Consider the following 18009-nt stretch of genomic DNA (forward strand, 5'->3'; position numbering starts at 1 on the left):
CTCTAGGCGGACCGCTCCGCCGCGGCCACCAGCTGCCGGCACCGCTCGACGTCCTCGGCCATCTGCTCCAGCAGCGCCTCGAGGGTGTCGAACTTCGCCTGGCCGCGTACGAACGCCAGGAAGTCGACGGCTACGTGCAGGCCGTACAGGTCGAGCCCGACGCGGTCGATGGCGTACGCCTCCACCGTGCGCTCGGTGCCGTCGAACTGCGGGTTGGTGCCGACGGAGATCGCGGCCGGCATCGCCTCGCCGGCGGCGTGCAGCCAGCCGGCGTAGACGCCGTCGGCCGGGATCGCGGTGTGCGGCAGCGTCTCGACGTTGGCCGTCGGGAAGCCCAGCTCGCGACCGCGCTGGGCGCCGCGTACGACGATGCCCTCCACCCGGTGCGGGCGGCCCAGGATCTCGGCGGCGCCCTCGACGTCGCCCTCGGCGACCAGGCGCCGGGTCAGCGTGGAGGAGAACGGCTGCCCGCCGCCCGCCTCACCGGTCACGTACAGGTCGACGACCTCGACCTCGAAGTCGTAGATCTTGCCCTGCTCGGTGAGGAACTCCACGTTGCCCGCGGCCCGGTGACCGAAGCGGAAGTTGGGGCCCTCGACGACGGCCTTGGCGTGCAGCTTGTCGACCAGGACCTTGACGACGAAGTCGGCCGGGGACAGCTTCGAGAACTCGGTGGTGAAGGGCAGGATGAGCACGGCGTCCACGCCCAGTTCGGCCATGAGTTCGGCGCGGCGGTGGTGCGGGGCGAGCAGCGGCGGGTGGCTGCCGGGGCGGACGACCTCGCTGGGGTGCGGGTCGAAGGTGACGACCACGGCGGGAACGCCCAGCTCGCGGGCCCGGTCCACGGCATGCCGGATGATCAGCTGGTGTCCGCGGTGGACTCCGTCGTAGGAGCCGATGGTGACGACGCTGCGCCCCCAGTCCTGGGGGATGTCCTCCAAGCCACGCCAGCGCTGCACTGTGTCTGCTCCTTGTCGCAAACTCGTCGAACCGTGTCCGTGGTTGCCTCGTACGCAGGTCTAAGGGTGCCATGCCGGGCGCATCCGGCCCGCATCGGCATCGGGGCTGTGACCGGCCGCACGCCAGGCCGGGTACCCGGCCCGCACCTCATGCCGTGGATCCGGCCGCGGGCGGGGCTACGGGGATCGGCACGCTTACCGTCAGACGGGGACACGGGTGCCCGCCAGGTTCTCCAGGGTCCGGCGGGCACTGGGCCCGACCAGGGCCGCCCACTCCCGGGGCGTTTCGGCCAGCCAGCCGGTCACGCGGGCGGCGAAGCCGGGGAGGTGGCGGCCCAGGTCGACCAGGGCGCGGTCGAGGACAGTGGCGCCGTCCGGGGTGCGGACGAGCAGCAGGCCGGTGCGGTGGACGAGGTCGCGGAGTTCGTCGCCGCCGTTCCGGGCGGCACCGCGCAGCAGGGCGTCCAGAACGGCGGGGTCCTGTTCGCGGGCCAGCAGCCCGTCGCGCAGTGTGCGGCGCAGCGGGCCGGAGCCGGGGGTGCCGGGGCCGGCGAGCACACCGGCGAGCGCCGCCCGCAGCCCTTCCGGGCCGGTGTCCAGCAGCGCGGTCACCAGCGTGTACAGCAGGGCCCGGGCGGCGGGTCCCTGTTCCAGCCTCCCCTCCACGTAGGCGGCCAGCTGCCCGGCGAGCTCCGGCCGCCGCTCTACCGCCTCCGTCACGAGCGCGGCGATCCGACGGGCCAGGGCGGGCGAGGTCGCGTCGGCGAGGGCGCGCAGCGCCTCCCCGCCGTCCGGCCGGGCGAGCCGCGCCCGGAACGCGTCGAGGGCCGCCTCGGGATGCTCGGCGAGCGCGTCCGCGGCCATGTCCGGCGTCAGCAGCGGGTCGCCCGCCGCGAAGTGCTCCAGCGCCTGCCGCAGATAGCGGGGCCGGGTGAGCGGGTCCTGGAATAGGAGGGCCAGTGCGCCGCCGTGCGGGGCCTGGTCGGCGGGGCGGGCCAGCAGGGCGACGGCGGCCCGGCGCAGCAGGGCGCGGCCGGTCTCGGTGCGCACGTGCGGGGCGACGCGCGGCCCGTACGACGCCGCCGCGCCCCGCCGGGCCGGCCGTGCGTCGCGGGCCCACCGGTCGACGGCCCGGCACATCGCGGCCGGCTCCTCCTCCGCCAGTGCCGTGAGCAGTTCGTGGGCCCGCCGGTGCCCGCTGTCGACGAGGGCGTCCGCCAGGTCGTCCAGGGCGCGGTGCCGGTGTGTGTGCAGCAGGGCCTGCGCGGCCGTCGCGACGGTGGCGTGCGGGGTGGCGGGCAGCGGGCGCTCGTCGTCGAACCAGCGGACGAGGTGACGCTGGACGCCGGCGGGCCCGGCGGCGAGGAGCCCGGCGACGGCGTCGAGGTAGCGCGGGCCGGGCTCGCACGGGGGGCCGTCGGCGAGGACCAGGCGGCGCAGCAGCGCGAACCGGGCGTCCGGCGCCACCGCCGACGCGGTCCAGAAGGCGGGCCCGAACTCCCCCGGTACCTCGCGCCCCTGCTGCCGCCAGGCCACGATCCGGTCGGCGAGCAGCCCCAGCACACCGAGGTACGGCGTGGCGTCCGGCACCCGTGTCAGGGTCCGGCCGAGCAGCCGGGCGGCCCACCAGGAGTGCGGGTCGGCGTCCAGGGCGTGCACCAGGTCGGCGAGGCGGGAGGAGAGGTGCCCGCTGCCGTGCTGGCGGGCGAGCAGCAGCAGCGCCTCGACGACGGGGCCGACGCGGTGGTGCGGAACCGGCCCAGCAGGGTCCGGCGAGGGCCGGTGGACCAGGGCGAGCAGAGCCCCGTCGAGGTCGAGGTGCAGGCCCTGGAGCCAGTCCGCGAGCCCCTCGTGGGCGAAGCCGTAGCCGCTGCCGACCGGGACGAACAGGCCCTCGGCCAGCACCGCGGACGCCCAGCCGGTGCCGCCGCCGAGCCGGGCCGGGGCGGGCCCGCGCGGGAACAGCGCCTCGAACGTCTCCCGGTCCAGCTTCCCCTGCTCCGCTCCGATACTGCGCCGGGCCGCCTCGTGGACCTGCCCGGCCACCTTCGCGGCCAGCCGGCGTACGGCGGTGCCGCGCAGCCCGTTCCCGGCGCCGAGCCGGACCGCGATACGCAGGCACGCCAGGTCCAGAAAGCCGCAGTACACGTCGTACCGGTCGAGCCCGGCGCCGGTGTCCGGGACGTCGCCGAGGGCGGCCCGCAGGTCCGCGAGCAGCCGGAGGGCGAGCGGGTGCCGGGCGTCGGCGTCGGCCAGGGCGCCCTCCGGGATGCCGTACCGGGCGCGGGCCCGGCTCACCTCGGCCGGGGTGAGATCGCCGAGGGGCACGCACGGGGGAAGGCCGTCGGGGCCCGCTGCCCGGTCCGCGCCGTGCAGCAGCCGTGCCGGGAACCTGGCTCCCGCGCCCTCCCAGTACTCGGCCCGGCACGCCACCACCAGCCGCGCCCCGGTCTCCGACAGCCACCGCGCCGTCCCGTCCGTCCACGCGGCGAGCCGGCGGGCGAGCGGAGCCGGCATCTCCTCCGGCCCGTCCAGCAGGAGCAGCAGGGGACGCCTGAGATCCCGGGCGAAATGCGCGAGACGTTCGGGGCCGCTGTCGCCGAGGTCGGCGAGGAACGGGGAACGGGACGCGGCGACGGCACGGGCCGCCCGGTCCAGCGCCCGGCGCGCCGCGTCCGCCACCGAGGCGTCGTCGCCCCGCAGGTCGGCGCCGCGCAGCCACAGCGTGGGATGGCCCTCCCGGGCCCGGTGGGCGGCGAGCGCGGCCAGTTCGGTCGTACGGCCGCTGCCGGGCGCCCCGACGAGCCCGAGAACCGCTGCCCGGCCCGCCTGGAACGCCGCGAACTCCGCCGCGAGCGCGGCCCGTTCGACCGGCTCCACCCCGGCCGGGGCCGGTGGCCGGTGGCGCCGCACCGAGGTGGTGGTGAGCTCCAGCACCCCGGCGAGGTTGAGGTCGGCGCCGTGGGCGGGGACCGTGGCCGCGTTCTCGGCGAGGAGCGCGGCGAGCGGGCCGTCGGCGGCGGGCTCCGCCCCGGGGCGCAGCGGTACGGCGAAGCCGACGTCACGGGGGCCGGAGCGCAGCGCGGTACCGAGGACGGCCAGCACGCTGCCGGTGGCCGCGTCGAGCACCGGGCCTCCGGCCGCGCCGCCGCCCGGCCGCAGCGCGTCGCGGCCCGCCGTGCCGATCGCCAGCTCCAGCACGCCGTTGACGCAGTGGACACCATTTGCGGTCGTGTACTCCACGGCGGTCGTGCCGAGCACCCGCGCCTCACGCCAGCAGCCGGCGGCGATCCGTACGTATCCGCCGGTCCGGATCCGGTCCCGCACGGTGATCGGCAGGGGGCCGATCCCCAGGGACTCGGAGCGGACCAGGGCCAGGTCGAGCGCGGGCAGCGGGGTCACCGCGTCGGCGGTCACGACACACTCGCGGCCCGCGGCACCGCGCAGCACGAGCCGGGACAGGCCGTCCACGGCCTCATGGCTGGTGATCACCGTGCCGTGCCGGTCGGCTACGAAGCCGAGCCCAAGGGGACGGCCGGCGAGGTCGTGGAGCCGCACCAGGGTTTCGCCGTAGGCGTCCGGGGACTCCCGGGTCTGCGGCGCGCTGTCCTGTGTCTCCTGGGACCGGTTCCGCGACGCCATCGTCGAACCTCCCCGCCGTACATCCGTCCCCTCGTGTCCGACGGTACGGGCGCGAAGATCAGCGGGACAGATCACTTCGGGAAAGCGCCCCCTTCCGCTCCCCTGGTTCACTCCGAGCGCCCGCACGCACGGGTGAACGGACGGGGGCGGGTGGATACACCCTAGGGGTGGGGGAACCGAGGGGGGACCGTGGAGCGGCGGACAGTGGGCACCCCGTGCCGCCGCTCCACGGGCGGACCTGCGACGGCCGCCGGGCCTGACGGGCCGGTCAGCTGAAGACGGCCACGCTCTTGGCCTTGCCCCGGTGGTGCTCCACCAGGGCGAGGAAGCGGCCCTCGGGGTCGAAGACGGCCACGGGGCCGGAGCCCGCGTACTCGTCGGGCATCTCCAGCCGTACGCCGTTGGTGAGCAGCCGGGCCCGTCGGGTGTCGACGTCCCAGCGCGGGAACGCCGCCGCGGCCGCCTCGGCGATCGGCATGACGGTCAGCTCCTGCTGGAGCTGGTCCAGCGTCCTGGCCGCGTCCAGCTTGTACGGACCGACGCGGGTGCGGCGCAGCGCGGTGAGGTGCCCGCCGACACCGAGGTCGGCGCCCAGGTCCCGGGCGAGGGCGCGGATGTACGTGCCGGACGAGCAGACCACGGAGACCACCAGGTCGAGCACGGCGGTGCCGTCCTCGGCGACGGCCTCCCGCACGTCGTACACGCCGAAGGAGGAGACGGTGACGGGCCTGGCGGGGATGTCGAACTCCTCGCCCTCCCGGGCCCGCTTGTAGGAGCGCACCCCGTTGATCTTGATGGCGCTGACCTTGGACGGCACCTGCATGATGTCGCCGGTCAGCTTGGCGATGCCGGCGTCGATGGCCTCGCGGGCTACCTGGGAGGCGTCGGTGGAGGAGGTGATCTCCCCCTCGGCGTCGTCCGTGAGCGTGGTCTGCCCGAGCCGGATGGTGCCCAGGTATTCCTTCTCGGTCAGCGCGAGGTGGCCGAGGAGTTTGGTCGCCTTCTCGACGCCGAGGACCAGGACACCGGTCGCCATCGGGTCCAGCGTCCCGGCGTGCCCGACGCGCCGCGTCCTGGCGATACCGCGCATCTTGGCGACGACGTCGTGCGAAGTGAAGCCCGACGGCTTGTCGACGATGACAAGGCCGTCGGGCGTGGTGTGCTTCTGGGTCATTCCGCGGTGTCGTCCGTCTCGTCGTCTTCGCCGGGCTTCTTGTACGGGTCGGCGTCACCGGCGTACGTGGCGCCCGCGGAGGCCTCGCGCACCTTCGCGTCGGACTGGCGCGCCTTGTCGAGGAGGTCCTCGATGGTGCGCGCGGTGTCCGGCAGGGCGTCCATGACGAACGTCAGGGTCGGCGTGAACTTCACGCCCGCCGCACGGCCGACCTCGGAGCGCAGGATGCCCTTGGCGCTCTCCAGGCCGGCGGCAGCGGCCTGCCGCTCCTCGTCGTCCCCGTAGACGGTGTAGAAGACGGTCGCCTCCCGCAGATCGCCCGTCACCCGGGTGTCCGTGATGGTGACGTGCGAGCCGAGCCGCGGGTCCTTGATCCCGCGCTGCAGCTTCTGGGCCACCACCTCTCGGATGAGGTCCGCCAGCCTCTTAGCCCGCGCGTTGTCGGCCACTGGTCCGTCTCCCGTTCTTTCCTGTCTGCGTTCTTGGGCTCTGGTCGTCAGTCGTCTTCGCCGTGGAAGCGGCGTCGCACGGACAGCAGTTCCACCTCGGGGCGGCCGGCGACCAGCCGTTCACACCGGTCCAGTACGTCGGTCAGGTGCCCCGCGTCGGCGGACACCACGGCGAGTCCGATGCCGGCCCGCCGGTGGAGATCCAGGTGGTCCACCTCGGCCGCGCTCACCGCGTACTTGCGCTGGAGCTCGGCGACGATCGGGCGGACGACGGAGCGCTTCTCCTTCAGCGACCGCACGTCGCCGAGGAGGAGGTCGAAGGACAGCGTCCCCACATACATGTGTGCAACCGGTTCACCCGCCGGTACGGGATCGATGGCCCTGCCATCTGGAGGGGCAGGGACATCAAGAACGGTACCGCGCCCCTGCCTGGGGCTCGACCGGGTTTTGTCCCCGGGGCACCGCCCCGGGCGCCCGCGCCCCCGCGGGTCGGCGGACGGCCCGCCGGCCGACGGGACCACGTCCCGTCGGCCGGCGGCCACCGTCGGCTGTTACGCCCGCGGCTTCTCGCGCATCTCGTACGTCGCGATGACGTCGTCGACCTTGATGTCGTTGAAGTTTCCGAGGTTGATACCGCCCTCGAAGCCTTCGCGGATCTCGGTGACGTCGTCCTTGAAGCGACGCAGACCCTCGATGGTGAGGTTCTCCGCGACCACCTTGCCGTCGCGGATGAGGCGCGCCTTGGTGTTGCGCCTGACCTCGCCGGAGCGGATGAGAACACCCGCGATGTTGCCCAGCTTGGACGACTTGAAGACCTCGCGGATCTCCGCCGTACCGAGCTCGACCTCCTCGAACTCCGGCTTGAGCATGCCCTTGAGGGCCGCCTCGATCTCCTCGATCGCCTGGTAGATGACCGAGTAGTACCGGACGTCCACGCCCTCGCGCTCGGCCATCTGCTGCGCACGGCCGGCCGCGCGCACGTTGAAGCCGATCACGATGGCGTCGGAGCCCATCGCCAGGTCGATGTCCGACTCGGTGACGGCACCCACGCCGCGGTGCAGGACGCGGATGTCGACCTCCTCGCCGACGTCCAGCTGGAGCAGGGAGGACTCGAGGGCCTCGACGGAACCAGAGGCGTCACCCTTGATGATCAGGTTCAGCTGCTGGACCTCACCGGCCTTGAGCACCTTGTCCAGGTCCTCCAGCGACACGCGGCGCGTGCGCTTGGCGAAGGCCGCGTTGCGCTCGCGAGCGGCACGCTTCTCCGCGATCTGGCGGGCCGTACGGTCCTCCTCGACCACGAGGAAGTTGTCGCCCGCACCCGGGACGTTGGTCAGGCCCAGGACCTGGACCGGCGTCGACGGGCCGGCCTCGGTGACGTTGTTGCCGTTGTCGTCGAGCATGGCGCGCACGCGACCGTAGGCGTCGCCCACGACCATCGTGTCGCCGACCCGCAGCGTGCCTCGCTGGACGAGGACCGTCGCCACGGCACCGCGGCCGCGGTCGAGGCGGGACTCGATCGAGATGCCCTGCGCGTCCTGGTTCGGGTTGGCCCGCAGGTCGAGCGAGGCGTCGGCGGTGAGGATCACGGCCTCCAGCAGGGAGTCGATGTTCAGACCCTGCTTGGCGGAGATGTCGACGAACATCGTGTCGCCGCCGTACTCCTCGGCCACCAGCCCGTACTCGGTGAGCTGACCGCGCACCTTGGTCGGGTCGGCGCCCTCGACGTCGATCTTGTTGACCGCGACCACGATCGGGACGTCGGCCGCCTTGGCGTGGTTGAGCGCCTCGACCGTCTGCGGCATCACGCCGTCGTTGGCCGCGACGACCAGGATCGCGATGTCGGTCGACTTCGCACCACGGGCACGCATGGCGGTGAACGCCTCGTGACCCGGGGTGTCGATGAAGGTGATCTTGCGCTCTTCGTCGTTGACCTCGGTCGCGACCTGGTAGGCACCGATGTGCTGGGTGATGCCGCCGGCCTCGCCCGCGATGACGTTCGTCTTGCGGATGGCGTCGAGGAGTCGGGTCTTACCGTGGTCGACGTGACCCATGACGGTGACGACCGGCGGACGGACCACCAGGTCCTCCTCGTCGCCCTCGTCCTCGCCGAACTCGATGTCGAAGGACTCGAGCAGCTCGCGGTCCTCCTCCTCCGGGCTGACGATCTGAACCGTGTAGTTCATCTCGCTGGCCAGGAGCTCCAGCGTCTCGTCGGAGACGGACTGGGTCGCGGTGACCATCTCGCCGAGGTTCATCATGACCGCGACGAGCGACGCCGGGTTGGCGTTGATCTTCTCCGCGAAGTCGGTGAGCGACGCACCGCGCGACAGGCGAATGCTCTCGCCGTTGCCGCGAGGCAGCATCACGCCGCCGACCGACGGGGCCTGCATGGCCTCGTACTCCTGACGCCTCTGCCGCTTCGACTTGCGGCCACGGCGCGCGGGACCACCGGGACGGCCGAAGGCGCCCTGCGTGCCACCGCGACCGCCCGGACCACCGGGACGACCGCCGAAGCCGGGACGGCCACCGCCGCCACCGAAGCCGCCGCCACCGCCGGCGCCACCGGGACGGCCGGCGAAACCGCCGCCACCGCCCGGACGACCGCCGCCGCCGCCGGGACGGCCGGCGAAACCGCCGCCACCGCCCGGACGACCGCCGCCGCCGCCGGGACGGCCGGCTCCGGCCGGGCCACGGCCGCCACCGGGGCCGGGACGCGGGCCGGCAGCGGGACGCTGCGGCATCATGCCGGGGTTCGGACGCGGACCCGCGGGACCGCCGCCCGGACGCGGACCGCCCTGCGGACGGGGCATCGAGCCCGGGCTCGGGCGGGAACCGCCCGGAGCCTGCGGACGCGGACCGCCGCCCTGGGCGCCGGGCGCCTGCGGACGGGGACCGGCGCCGGGGGCACCGGGGCCGCCGGGCCGCGGGCCCTGCGGACGGGGCGCCTGCGGGCGCGCCATGCCGGTGGAGCCACCGGAGGTGAAGGGGTTGTTGCCCGGGCGCGGACCGGCCGGACGGGCACCGGGACGCGGCGCCGAGCCGCCGGGACGCGGACCGCCCCGCTCAGCGGGACGCTGGCCCTGCTGACCCTGGCCGGGAGCGCCGGGGCGGGCGCCGCCGGGCTTGGGAGCGCCGGGACGGGCGCCACCGGGCTTCGGGCCGGCCGGAGCCGGGGCCGACGGAGGCGCGGTGAACTCGGGCGCGGCCGGGGCCGGACGCGGCGCGGGGCGCGGGCCCGGCGTCGGGGGCGGGCCCGGCGTGGGAGCCGCCGGAGCCGACGGCTGCTGGGCCGCCGGGGGCTTGGGCGCGGTCGGCGGCTTCGGGGCAGCCGGACGCTCCCCCGCTGCCGGAACGGCGCGGGAGGTACCGCCGGCCTGCGCCGGGGAGGCCGGCGAGGGCGCTGCGGGACGGGGGGCGGCCTTCTTGGGGGCCGCGGGCTTGGCAGCGGACTTGCCGTTGCCACTGCCGCCCTGGAAGGCGTCAGTCAGCTTGCGTACTACGGGCGCTTCGATCGTCGAAGACGCCGAACGGACGAATTCACCGAGCTCCTGGAGCTTGGCCATGACGACCTTGCTCTCGACACCGAACTCCTTGGCGAGTTCGTAGACCCGGACCTTAGCCACTTCGCTCCTTTGAGGTCCGGGTTGCGTCCGGACCGTCGCTAGTTCATGGGCGTACTCATCGCGTACTCATCGAGTGCTCATCGCAATCTCGACCTGCTTTCGACTCGCGAGGTACCTACACCGCACGGGGTTCCGTGCGGCACGTCTTTCCTTACCGTGTTGCCTGCTCGGCAACTGTTGTCCGCTCGACGTACTGGCGCAACGCCTTTGTGTCGAGCGTTCCCGGGGCGCGCAGTGCCCTCGTGAACGCCCGGCGGCGTACCGCCTGGTCGAGACAGACCAGTGCGGGGTGTACGTACGCACCCCGGCCGGGCAGCGTACCGCGAGGATCAGGGACGCATGCGTCCCTGATCGCCACGATCCGCAGCAGATCAGTCTTGGCCGCTCGCTCCCTGCACCCCACACAGGTGCGTTCAGGGCATGCTCGGGCGCGTGTCCGGCCAGACACTGTTAAGTCTACCTCCCCGTACGCTCCTCACCCCTTTGGGGCAGGATTCGAACAGTTGCCGCGCACAAACCTGTCGTGATCTGAGCGACCTGCGGCCTGGATCTATTCCCCGGTCTGCTCGGTGTCCGGCCGGATGTCGATCCGCCAACCGGTCAGACGGGCGGCAAGCCGGGCATTCTGCCCTTCCTTGCCGATCGCCAGCGACAGCTGGTAGTCCGGCACGGTCACGCGGGCGGAGCGTGTGGCCATGTCCACGACCTCCACCTTGGACACCCGCGCGGGTGACAGGGCGTTCGCGACCATTTCCGCCGGGTCGTCCGACCAGTCGACGATGTCGATCTTCTCGCCGTTCAGCTCGGCCATCACGTTGCGCACCCGGCCGCCCATGGGGCCGATGCAGGCGCCCTTGGCGTTCAGGCCCGAGCGGGTGGACCGGACGGCGATCTTCGTGCGGTGACCGGCCTCACGGGCGATCGCGGCGATCTCCACGGACCCGTCGGCGATCTCCGGCACCTCGAGCGCGAAGAGCTTCTTCACCAGATTGGGGTGCGTACGGGACAGCGTCACGGACGGGCCGCGCACCCCCTTGGCCACCCGCACGACGTACGAGCGCAGACGCATGCCGTGCGGGTACTGCTCGCCGGGCACCTGCTCCTGCACCGGCAGGATGGCCTCCAGCTTGCCGATGTCGACGAGCACGTTCTTCGGGTCGCGCCCCTGCTGCACCACGCCGGTGACGATGTCGCCCTCGCGGCCGGCGTACTCGCCGAGCGTCGCGTCGTCCTCGGCGTCGCGCAGGCGCTGCAGGATGACCTGCTTGGCCGTGGTGGCGGCGATACGGCCGAAGCCGGACGGGGTGTCGTCGAACTCCCGGGGCTCCTGACCCTCCTCGAGGTCCTCGGGGTCCTCCTTCGCCCACACGGTCACATGTCCGGTCTCCCGGTTGAGCTCCACGCGCGCGTGCCGGCGGCTTCCCTCGGTGCGGTGGTAGGCGATGAGGAGGGCCGATTCGATCGCCTCGACCAGCAGGTCGAAGGAGATCTCTTTCTCCCGTACCAAGCCCCGCAGGGCACTCATGTCGATGTCCACGGCTACGCCTCCTCTTCGTTCCTGACGGCCTCTACGGCCTTATTCGGCGGCCTTCTCGTTGTCCTTGCGGCTGAACTCGACCTGGACGCGCGCCCGGGTGATGTCCTCGAAGGCGAGTGTGCGCGCCGTGGCCTTGCGGCCCTTGACCCCGGGGACTTCCAGGTCGACGCCGTCGTCGTCGGCCTTGAGGATCCTGGCGACCAACTCGCCGCCCTCGGCCAGCTGGAATTTCACCAGCCGGCCGGTGGCGCGCACGTAGTGCCGGTGCTCCGTGAGGAGGCGCTCCGCGCCCGGGGTGCCGACCTCGAGGGTGTACTCCCCCTCGCCCATCGCGTCCGTCTCGTCGAGCTTCGCCGAGAGCGCGCGGCTCACATCGGCGATCTGATCCAGGTCCGCGCCCGTGTCCGAGTCGACGACGACACGCAGCACACGCTTGCGTCCGACGGAGTCCACCGCGATCTCTTCGAGATCCAGGCCCTGGGAGCTGACGAGCGGTTCCAGGAGCTCTCGCAGCCTCTCGCTCTGGGTGGTGCTCATCCGGGTGACTCCTCGGCCGCGTGTGCTGTTGTGGGATGGTCGCGTGTCTGGTCAAAGGGTATCCGGTCGCGGGGGGTGTTGCCGTCCACCCGGTCCCACCCGGTGACGGACGGTGCCGCTGAGTGGCCACGGGCAGGTCCCCGGGTACCGTGATCACGGGCGTGCAGCCCTGCCTGTCGCTCCCGTTCGCCTCCTTTTCGTTCGAGCCCCCGAGGACGTCTGCCGTGCCGTTCCCCTCACCGTCGCGCACCCGCCCGGGGCCGCGCAGAAGGAGCCTGCTCGCCGTCGCCTCGACGGCGGTCGTCCTGGCGGGCTGTTCCGCCGGTTCCGAGGACTCCGACGCCACCGGCGGCAGCCGTCCTTCGGCCGCTAAGCGGGCACGCGCGCGTGCCGCGCGGGACAGCGCGGGGCTGGTCGAGCAGTACGACGCGGTGATCGCCGCGCATCCGGGGCTGACGGCACGGTTGCGGCCGCTGCGGGAGGAGGTCGTCCGGCATGTGGAGGCGTTCGGCGGGGCCGGCCGGGCGTCCTCGCCGACCGCCTCCGATGCGTCCCCGCCGTCTGCCGCGTCTGCCGCGTCTCCTTCGCCTTCGCCTTCCGTTTCCCCCTCGATCGACGTGCCGGGGAACGAGAAGGACGCCCTGGCCGCGCTGGCCTCCGCCGAGCGGGACCTCGCCGACCGGCGGACGAGGGAGCTGCTGGAGCTGCCGGGCGAGGAGGCGCGGCTGCTGGCCTCGGTGGCGGCGGCCGGGGCGGCGCACGTCTACCTGCTGACGGAGGGAAACAGGTGAGCAAGGCGACGAACCAGGAGAAGAACCGGGAGCTGAAGGCCCTCCAGGCGGCCCTGGCGGCCGAGCATGCGGCGGTGTACGGGTACGGCGTCGTCGGGGGTCGGATCGGCACCGAGCGGCGCACGGAGGCACGGGCGGCGTACGACGCGCACCGGGCGCGCCGGGACGCGCTGGGGCGCGAGGTGGAGGACCTGGGCGCGGAGCCCGTCGCCGCGTCCGCCGGGTACGCCCTGCCCTTCCCGGTGGCGGATCCGGCGGCGGCCGTCCGGCTGGCCGTCGTGCTGGAGGACCGGGTGGCCGCGGTCTACTCCGACCTGGTGCGGGCGTCCGGCGGCGGGCGGCGGGCGCTGGCGGCCGAGGCGCTGCGGGAGGCCGCGGTGCGGGCGGTGCGCTGGCGCGGGGGGAGCGTAGCCTTCCCTGGGCTCACCGAGCGGGCGCCCGGTGCCCCATCGGGCGCGGCGGCGCCGACGCCGTAGGACGGACGGTCCGACGGCCCAGGGCGTACGGCACGGACCGCGCACGTCGCTCGGAGGTACGCGGTCAGCAGGAAGGGAACGACTCGCGCATGGCTATCGAAGCGCCGCAGCGCCTGGTCAGGGCGCTGGGTGAGACGGCACCGGAGGGTGACGCCTGGCTGGGCGAGCTGCCCGAGCTGACGCGGCGGGCCGTCGCACTGCGCGAGTTGACCGTCGAGCGGGTGCAGGTGCCCGGCGGGCGCAGCAGCCTGGTCGTGCTCGTGCGCCAGGCCGACGGGACACCGGCCGTGCTGAAGCTGGCCCCGCGCCGGGCCCGCCCGGAGAGCGAGCGGGCGGCGCTGGCGCACTGGGCGGGCCGGGGTGCCGTACAGCTGCTGGAGCCCTTCACCTCCGAGGGCGTGTTGCTGCTGGAGAGGCTGCATCCGGATCTGTCGGTGCGGTCGCTGCCGGAGGCCAAGGCGCTGCTGGAGGCGGCGGGGACGCTGCGCCGGCTGTGGGTCGAGCCGCCCGGGGACCAGCCCTTCGAGACCGTGGCCGAGCGGACCGGGCGGCAGGCGGAGGCGATGCGGGCGTCCGCCGACACCGCTGCGGAGGTGGCACCGCTGGTCGACGCCGCGCTCGCGGCCCGCGAGGAGCTGCTGGCGGCGCCGCCCGAACACCGGCTGCTGCACGGCACCTTCCGGCAGAGCAAGGTGCTCGCCGGGGAGCGGATGCCGTGGCTGGCCGTGGGCCCCGACCCGGTGGTCGGCGAGTGCGCCTTCGATCTGGCCCGGCTGGTGCGCGACCGGGTGGAGGACCTGATCGCCCAGCCGTCGGGCGCGGCGACGACCCGGCGGCGGATCAAGCGGCTCGCGGAGTCGCTGGACGTGGACCAGGAGCGGCTGCGCGGCTGGACGCTGTTCCGGGCCGTGGAGTCGGGCGTGCGGGCCCGGCGGGTCGGGCGGGAGCGGGACGCCGAGCTGTTGCTGGAGTTCGCCGGCTGGCTCTAGAGCGCCGCGTTCCGCACCCGACCCGGCCGCCTCAGGCGGTGAGGCGCGCGAGGGCCTCCTCGACCGTCACTTCCTCGCGCTCGCCGGTGCGGCGGTCCTTCAGCTCCACGACGCCCTCACCGGCCCGCCGGCCTGCCACCAGGATCCGCGGTACGCCGATCAGCTCGGCGTCCGTGAACTTCACGCCCGGGGAGACGCCGGCCCGGTCGTCCACCAGGACGCGGACGCCGGCGGCGGACAGCTTCTCGGAGACGTCGAGGGCGAGTTCGGTCTGCAGGGCCTTGCCGGCGGCGACCACGTGGACGTCGGCCGGGGCGACCTCCTGGGGCCAGCACAGGCCCTTGTCGTCGGCGGTCTGCTCGGCGAGGGCCGCGACCGCGCGGGAGACGCCGACGCCGTAGGAGCCCATGGTGACGCGGACGGGCTTGCCGTTCTGGCCCAGCACGTCGAGCTTGAGGGCGTCGGCGTACTTGCGGCCGAGCTGGAAGATGTGGCCGATCTCGATGGCGCGGTCGAGCCTGAGCCCGGTGCCGCACTGCGGGCAGGGGTCGCCCTCCTGGACGACCACGACGTCGACGTACTCGTCGACCTCGAAGTCGCGGCCGGCCACGACGTTCCTGGCGTGCGTGTCCTGCTTGTTGGCGCCGGTGATCCACGCCGTGCCCGGGGCCACGCGCGGGTCGGCGATGTACCGGACCTTGTCCAGGCCCTGCGGGCCGACGTAGCCGCGCACGAGGTCGGGGCGGCCGACGAAGTCCTCCGCCGTGACCAGCTCCACCTCCGCCGGGGCGAAGTGCGCCTCGACCTTGTCCAGGTCGACCTCGCGGTCCCCGGGCACGCCGACGGCGACGATCTCGCCGTCCACCTTGACGAGGAGGTTCTTCAGCGTGGCGGAGGCCGGGACGCCGAGGGAGGCGGCCAGGGTCTCGATGGTCGGGGTGTCGGGCGTGGGGATGTCCTCGGCGGCCGGGACACCGGCGGCGTCGACCGGCTTGAGCTCGTACGTGATCGCCTCGGTGTTGGCGGCGTAGTCGCAGTTCGGGCAGTCGGCGAAGGTGTCCTCGCCGGCCTCGGCCGGGGCGAGGAACTCCTCCGACTTGGAGCCGCCCATCGCGCCGGCGGTCGCGGCGCAGATGCGGTAGTCGAGGCCGAGGCGCGCGAAGATGCGCTGGTAGGCCTGCCGGTGCAGGGCGTAGGACTGGGCGAGGCCCTCGTCCGTCAGGTCGAAGGAGTAGGAGTCCTTCATCTGGAACTCACGGCCGCGCAGGATGCCCGCGCGGGGGCGGGCCTCGTCCCGGTACTTGGTCTGGATCTGGTAGAGGATGACCGGCAGGTCCTTGTAGGAGGAGGCCTGGTCCTTCACCAGCAGGGTGAAGATCTCCTCGTGGGTGGGGCCGAGGAGGTAGTCGCCGCCCTTGCGGTCCTTGAGGCGGAACAGTTCGGCGCCGTACTCGTCCCAGCGGCCGGTCGCCTCGTACGGCTCACGCGGCAGCAGGGCGGGGAGCAGCACCTCCTGGGCGCCGATGGCGTCCATCTCCTCGCGCACGATGCGCTCCACGTTGGCGAGGACCTTCCGGCCGAGCGGCAGCCAGGTCCAGATGCCGGCGGCGGTGCGGCGGACGTAGCCGGCGCGGACGAGCAGCTTGTGGCTGAGGACCTCGGCGTCCGCCGGGTCGTCGCGCAACGTCTTCGCCATCAACTGGGACATGCGCTGGACCGGTGCGTTCGCCATGGTTCTTCTGCTCCTGCTGCGTAAGGGTGAATGGCAGGAGGTTAGCCGGGCGGTACGGGACGGTGGAAATCGGTTAACGGCGGCGGAGCGGGAGCGGGGCGCCCATCACGGCGTACGGCTTGGGCGCGCTGGGGAAGAGGACCTGGCGGGCGAGGTCCAGGTAGCCGAGCGAGCGGTACAGGGCGCGGGCCGGGCTCTCGGTGTCGATGGCCGAGAGGATCGAACGGGGTTCGGCGGCGCTGTCGGTGATCGTGGTGATCAGGGAGCGGCCGATCCCGCGGTTCTGGTGGCGGGGGTGGACGTGCAGTTCGGTGATGACGAAGGAGTCGTCCAGCCAGTCCTCGTGCCCCTGGGCGCGGAGGTAGGGCTCCACGACCGTGGACCACCAGTGGGTGCGGTCGTTGGGCATGCCGTACACGAACCCGGCCAGTCTCCCGTCGTCGGTGGTGGCGCCGAGGGCGCGGGCGCCGGGGTAGGTCATGTGGCGAAGGACGATCTGGCGGCGTACGGCTACCTCGTCGGGGCCGAGACCGAAGGCGACGGCCTGGACTGCCAGTGCCTCGTCGACGTGGGCGGAGAGGTCCAGTGGGCCGATCACGACGTCCATGGCGGGGAGCCTACAGGGGGTGTTCGGTTCACGGCCGGGCACGGGCCATATGTGGCTGGTCGCGCAGTTCCCCGCGTCCTCGGGCCAGTTCCCCCCACCCTCCTGAAGAAGCGCACGCTTCAGAAGAGCACGCTCATGAAGGCTCCCACTTCCTGGAAACCCACGCGCCGGTACGTCCGCCTCGCCGCGGTGTTGAAGTCGTTGACGTACAGGCTCACCACGGGGGCCACGTCGGCCAGGGCGTAGCGCAGCACCGCCGCCATGCCGGGGGCCGCGAGCCCCCTCCCCCGGTGCTCCGGCGCCACCCAGACGCCCTGGATCTGGCAGGCGCGGTCCGTCGCGGCGCCGATCTCGGCCTTGAAGACGACCTTGCCGTCGGGGTCGAAGCGGGCGAAGGAGCGGCCGGAGCCGACGAGTTCGGCGACGCGGGCCTGGTACAGCAGCCCACCGTCACCGGCCAGCGGGGAGACGCCGACCTCCTCGGTGAACATCGCCACGCACGCCGGCATGATCGTCTCCATCTCGTCCTTGCGGACGCGGCGGACGTAGGGGTCCGGGGCGATGTCGTCGGGCATGCGGTCGGTGACCATGAGCGGCTGCCGGCGGCGGACCTCGCGGGCCGGGCCCCAGTGCGGTTCGAGGAGCCGCCACAGCTGGGCGGTGGTCTCGGCGGGGCCGACGATGGAGGAGCAGCGGCGTCCCGCGCGGCGGGCGCGGTCGGCGAAGGCGCGCACCGCGCGGGGGGTGGCGCAGATGGGCACCAGGTTGGCGCCGGCGTAGCACAGGGACGTCAGCATGCCGTCCTCGTACCAGCCCCACATCTCACCGCCGAGCCGCCACGGGTCGAGACCGGCGACCTGCACCCGCGAGGTCACGAAGGCGTTCGCGACCGGCTCGCGGTCGAGGACGGCGAGCGCGGCGTCCAGGTCGCTCGGTTCGAGGACCCGGGAGGTGGTCTGCGTCAACACGTGCGGGGCCTCACACACTGGGGTCTGCTGATCTCCGCACTGTACCTGCCGCACATGTGCCGCGCCGCCCCTCGGGGCGGCGCGGGAGGACGGCTGCGGCGGCCGTGGCCGGCGGGGGCGGTCAGCCGGAGACCGACACCTCGGGCTCGCCGGAGGCCACGCCGTCCCTCTCCATCTGCTCGGCCAGCTTCATGGCCTCCTCGATGAGGGTTTCGACGATCTTGGACTCCGGGACGGTCTTGATGACCTCGCCCTTGACGAAGATCTGGCCCTTGCCGTTGCCGGAGGCGACGCCGAGGTCGGCCTCACGGGCCTCGCCGGGGCCGTTGACGACGCAGCCCATGACGGCGACGCGCAGCGGGACGTCCATGCCGGTCAGGCCGGCGGTGACCTCCTCGGCCAGCTTGTAGACGTCGACCTGGGCGCGTCCGCAGGAGGGGCAGGAGACGATCTCCAGGCCGCGCTGGCGGAGGTTGAGCGACTCCAGGATCTGGATGCCGACCTTGACCTCCTCGGCGGGCG

15 protein-coding genes and 1 pseudogene are annotated in these 18009 nt (G+C 73.4%); 3 read left to right on the plus strand and 13 right to left on the minus strand.

The features are described 5' to 3' along the window. Positions 1-2 precede the first annotated feature (2 nt). From ACFPZJ_RS37090 to rimP, 9 genes are all read right to left on the minus strand, one after another. On the minus strand, positions 3-959 hold the full coding sequence (locus ACFPZJ_RS37090) for a bifunctional riboflavin kinase/FAD synthetase (RefSeq protein ID WP_381031103.1): 957 nt from the start codon (positions 957-959) through the stop codon (positions 3-5). A 201-nt stretch (positions 960-1160) separates the two neighbouring features. After that, a complete protein-coding gene (locus ACFPZJ_RS37095; protein ID WP_381031105.1) occupies positions 1161-4601 on the minus strand; it encodes a trypsin-like peptidase domain-containing protein in 3441 nt (1146 codons plus the stop codon). Between the two features lie 268 nt (positions 4602-4869). After that, complete coding sequence (gene truB, locus ACFPZJ_RS37100) at positions 4870-5775, minus strand: tRNA pseudouridine(55) synthase TruB (protein ID WP_381031107.1); 906 nt, start codon at positions 5773-5775, stop codon at positions 4870-4872. Beyond that, positions 5772-6224 (minus strand): 30S ribosome-binding factor RbfA, encoded by a 453-nt coding sequence (gene rbfA, locus ACFPZJ_RS37105; protein WP_381031109.1) that lies wholly within the window; start codon positions 6222-6224, stop codon positions 5772-5774. The genes truB and rbfA overlap by 4 nt, the downstream gene beginning before the upstream one ends. A 47-nt stretch (positions 6225-6271) precedes the next feature. Next, positions 6272-6565: a DUF503 domain-containing protein gene (locus ACFPZJ_RS37110; protein ID WP_381031111.1), complete on the minus strand. Its 294-nt coding sequence runs from the start codon at positions 6563-6565 to the stop codon at positions 6272-6274. 210 nt (positions 6566-6775) lie between these two features. Then, on the minus strand, positions 6776-9850 hold the full coding sequence (gene infB / locus ACFPZJ_RS37115) for a translation initiation factor IF-2 (RefSeq protein ID WP_381031113.1): 3075 nt from the start codon (positions 9848-9850) through the stop codon (positions 6776-6778). Positions 9851-10001: 151 nt separating this feature from the next. Continuing rightward, complete coding sequence (locus ACFPZJ_RS37120; protein ID WP_381031115.1) at positions 10002-10298, minus strand: YlxR family protein; 297 nt, start codon at positions 10296-10298, stop codon at positions 10002-10004. A gap of 102 nt (positions 10299-10400) precedes the next feature. Next, positions 10401-11387: a transcription termination factor NusA gene (gene nusA / locus ACFPZJ_RS37125; RefSeq protein WP_381031117.1), complete on the minus strand. Its 987-nt coding sequence runs from the start codon at positions 11385-11387 to the stop codon at positions 10401-10403. A 39-nt stretch (positions 11388-11426) separates the two neighbouring features. Further along, positions 11427-11924, minus strand: coding sequence for a ribosome maturation factor RimP (gene rimP, locus ACFPZJ_RS37130; RefSeq protein ID WP_381031119.1), 498 nt, complete (start codon positions 11922-11924; stop codon positions 11427-11429). Between the two features lie 224 nt (positions 11925-12148). Here rimP and ACFPZJ_RS37135 point away from each other — a divergent pair, with 224 nt between their 5' ends. The 3 genes from ACFPZJ_RS37135 (at position 12149) to ACFPZJ_RS37145 (ending at position 14180) form a co-directional block, all read left to right on the plus strand. Next, positions 12149-12715 carry a hypothetical protein gene (locus tag ACFPZJ_RS37135; RefSeq protein WP_381031120.1) on the plus strand — a complete coding sequence of 189 codons (567 nt, stop codon included), beginning with the start codon at positions 12149-12151 and terminating at the stop codon, positions 12713-12715. After that, positions 12712-13191 carry a ferritin-like domain-containing protein gene (locus ACFPZJ_RS37140; RefSeq protein ID WP_381031122.1) on the plus strand — a complete coding sequence of 160 codons (480 nt, stop codon included), beginning with the start codon at positions 12712-12714 and terminating at the stop codon, positions 13189-13191. The genes ACFPZJ_RS37135 and ACFPZJ_RS37140 overlap by 4 nt, the downstream gene beginning before the upstream one ends. Positions 13192-13280: 89 nt before the next feature. Then, positions 13281-14180, plus strand: coding sequence for an aminoglycoside phosphotransferase family protein (locus ACFPZJ_RS37145; RefSeq protein WP_381031124.1), 900 nt, complete (start codon positions 13281-13283; stop codon positions 14178-14180). Positions 14181-14211: 31 nt separating this feature from the next. On the opposite strand, the gene ACFPZJ_RS37150 is transcribed toward ACFPZJ_RS37145, so the two are convergent. The 4 genes and pseudogenes from ACFPZJ_RS37150 to ACFPZJ_RS37165 all read right to left on the minus strand — a co-directional run. Then, positions 14212-15912, minus strand: coding sequence for a proline--tRNA ligase (locus ACFPZJ_RS37150; protein WP_381031126.1), 1701 nt, complete (start codon positions 15910-15912; stop codon positions 14212-14214). Positions 15913-15985: 73 nt separating this feature from the next. Further along, positions 15986-16519, minus strand: coding sequence for a GNAT family N-acetyltransferase (locus ACFPZJ_RS37155; RefSeq protein WP_381031128.1), 534 nt, complete (start codon positions 16517-16519; stop codon positions 15986-15988). 119 nt (positions 16520-16638) lie between these two features. Then, positions 16639-17487: a GNAT family N-acetyltransferase gene (locus ACFPZJ_RS37160; protein WP_381031130.1), complete on the minus strand. Its 849-nt coding sequence runs from the start codon at positions 17485-17487 to the stop codon at positions 16639-16641. 121 nt (positions 17488-17608) lie between these two features. After that, positions 17609-18009: pseudogene (locus ACFPZJ_RS37165) on the minus strand (flavodoxin-dependent (E)-4-hydroxy-3-methylbut-2-enyl-diphosphate synthase); the annotation flags it as partial.

It is taken from the genome of Streptomyces bullii, assembly GCF_042657145.1.
GTDB classification, from domain to species: domain Bacteria; phylum Actinomycetota; class Actinomycetes; order Streptomycetales; family Streptomycetaceae; genus Streptomyces; species Streptomyces bullii.

Excerpts from the sequence above, each read along its gene's own strand:
- ACFPZJ_RS37095 (WP_381031105.1), bottom strand. The coding sequence starts at position 4,601 with ATGGCGTCGCGGAACCGGTCCCAGGAGACACAGGACAGCGCGCCGCAG.
- truB (WP_381031107.1), bottom strand. The coding sequence starts at position 5,775 with ATGACCCAGAAGCACACCACGCCCGACGGCCTTGTCATCGTCGACAAG.
- ACFPZJ_RS37110 (WP_381031111.1), bottom strand. The coding sequence starts at position 6,565 with ATGTATGTGGGGACGCTGTCCTTCGACCTCCTCCTCGGCGACGTGCGG.
- rimP (WP_381031119.1), bottom strand. The coding sequence starts at position 11,924 with ATGAGCACCACCCAGAGCGAGAGGCTGCGAGAGCTCCTGGAACCGCTC.
- ACFPZJ_RS37145 (WP_381031124.1), top strand. The coding sequence starts at position 13,281 with ATGGCTATCGAAGCGCCGCAGCGCCTGGTCAGGGCGCTGGGTGAGACG.
- ACFPZJ_RS37150 (WP_381031126.1), bottom strand. The coding sequence starts at position 15,912 with ATGGCGAACGCACCGGTCCAGCGCATGTCCCAGTTGATGGCGAAGACG.
- ACFPZJ_RS37155 (WP_381031128.1), bottom strand. The coding sequence starts at position 16,519 with ATGGACGTCGTGATCGGCCCACTGGACCTCTCCGCCCACGTCGACGAG.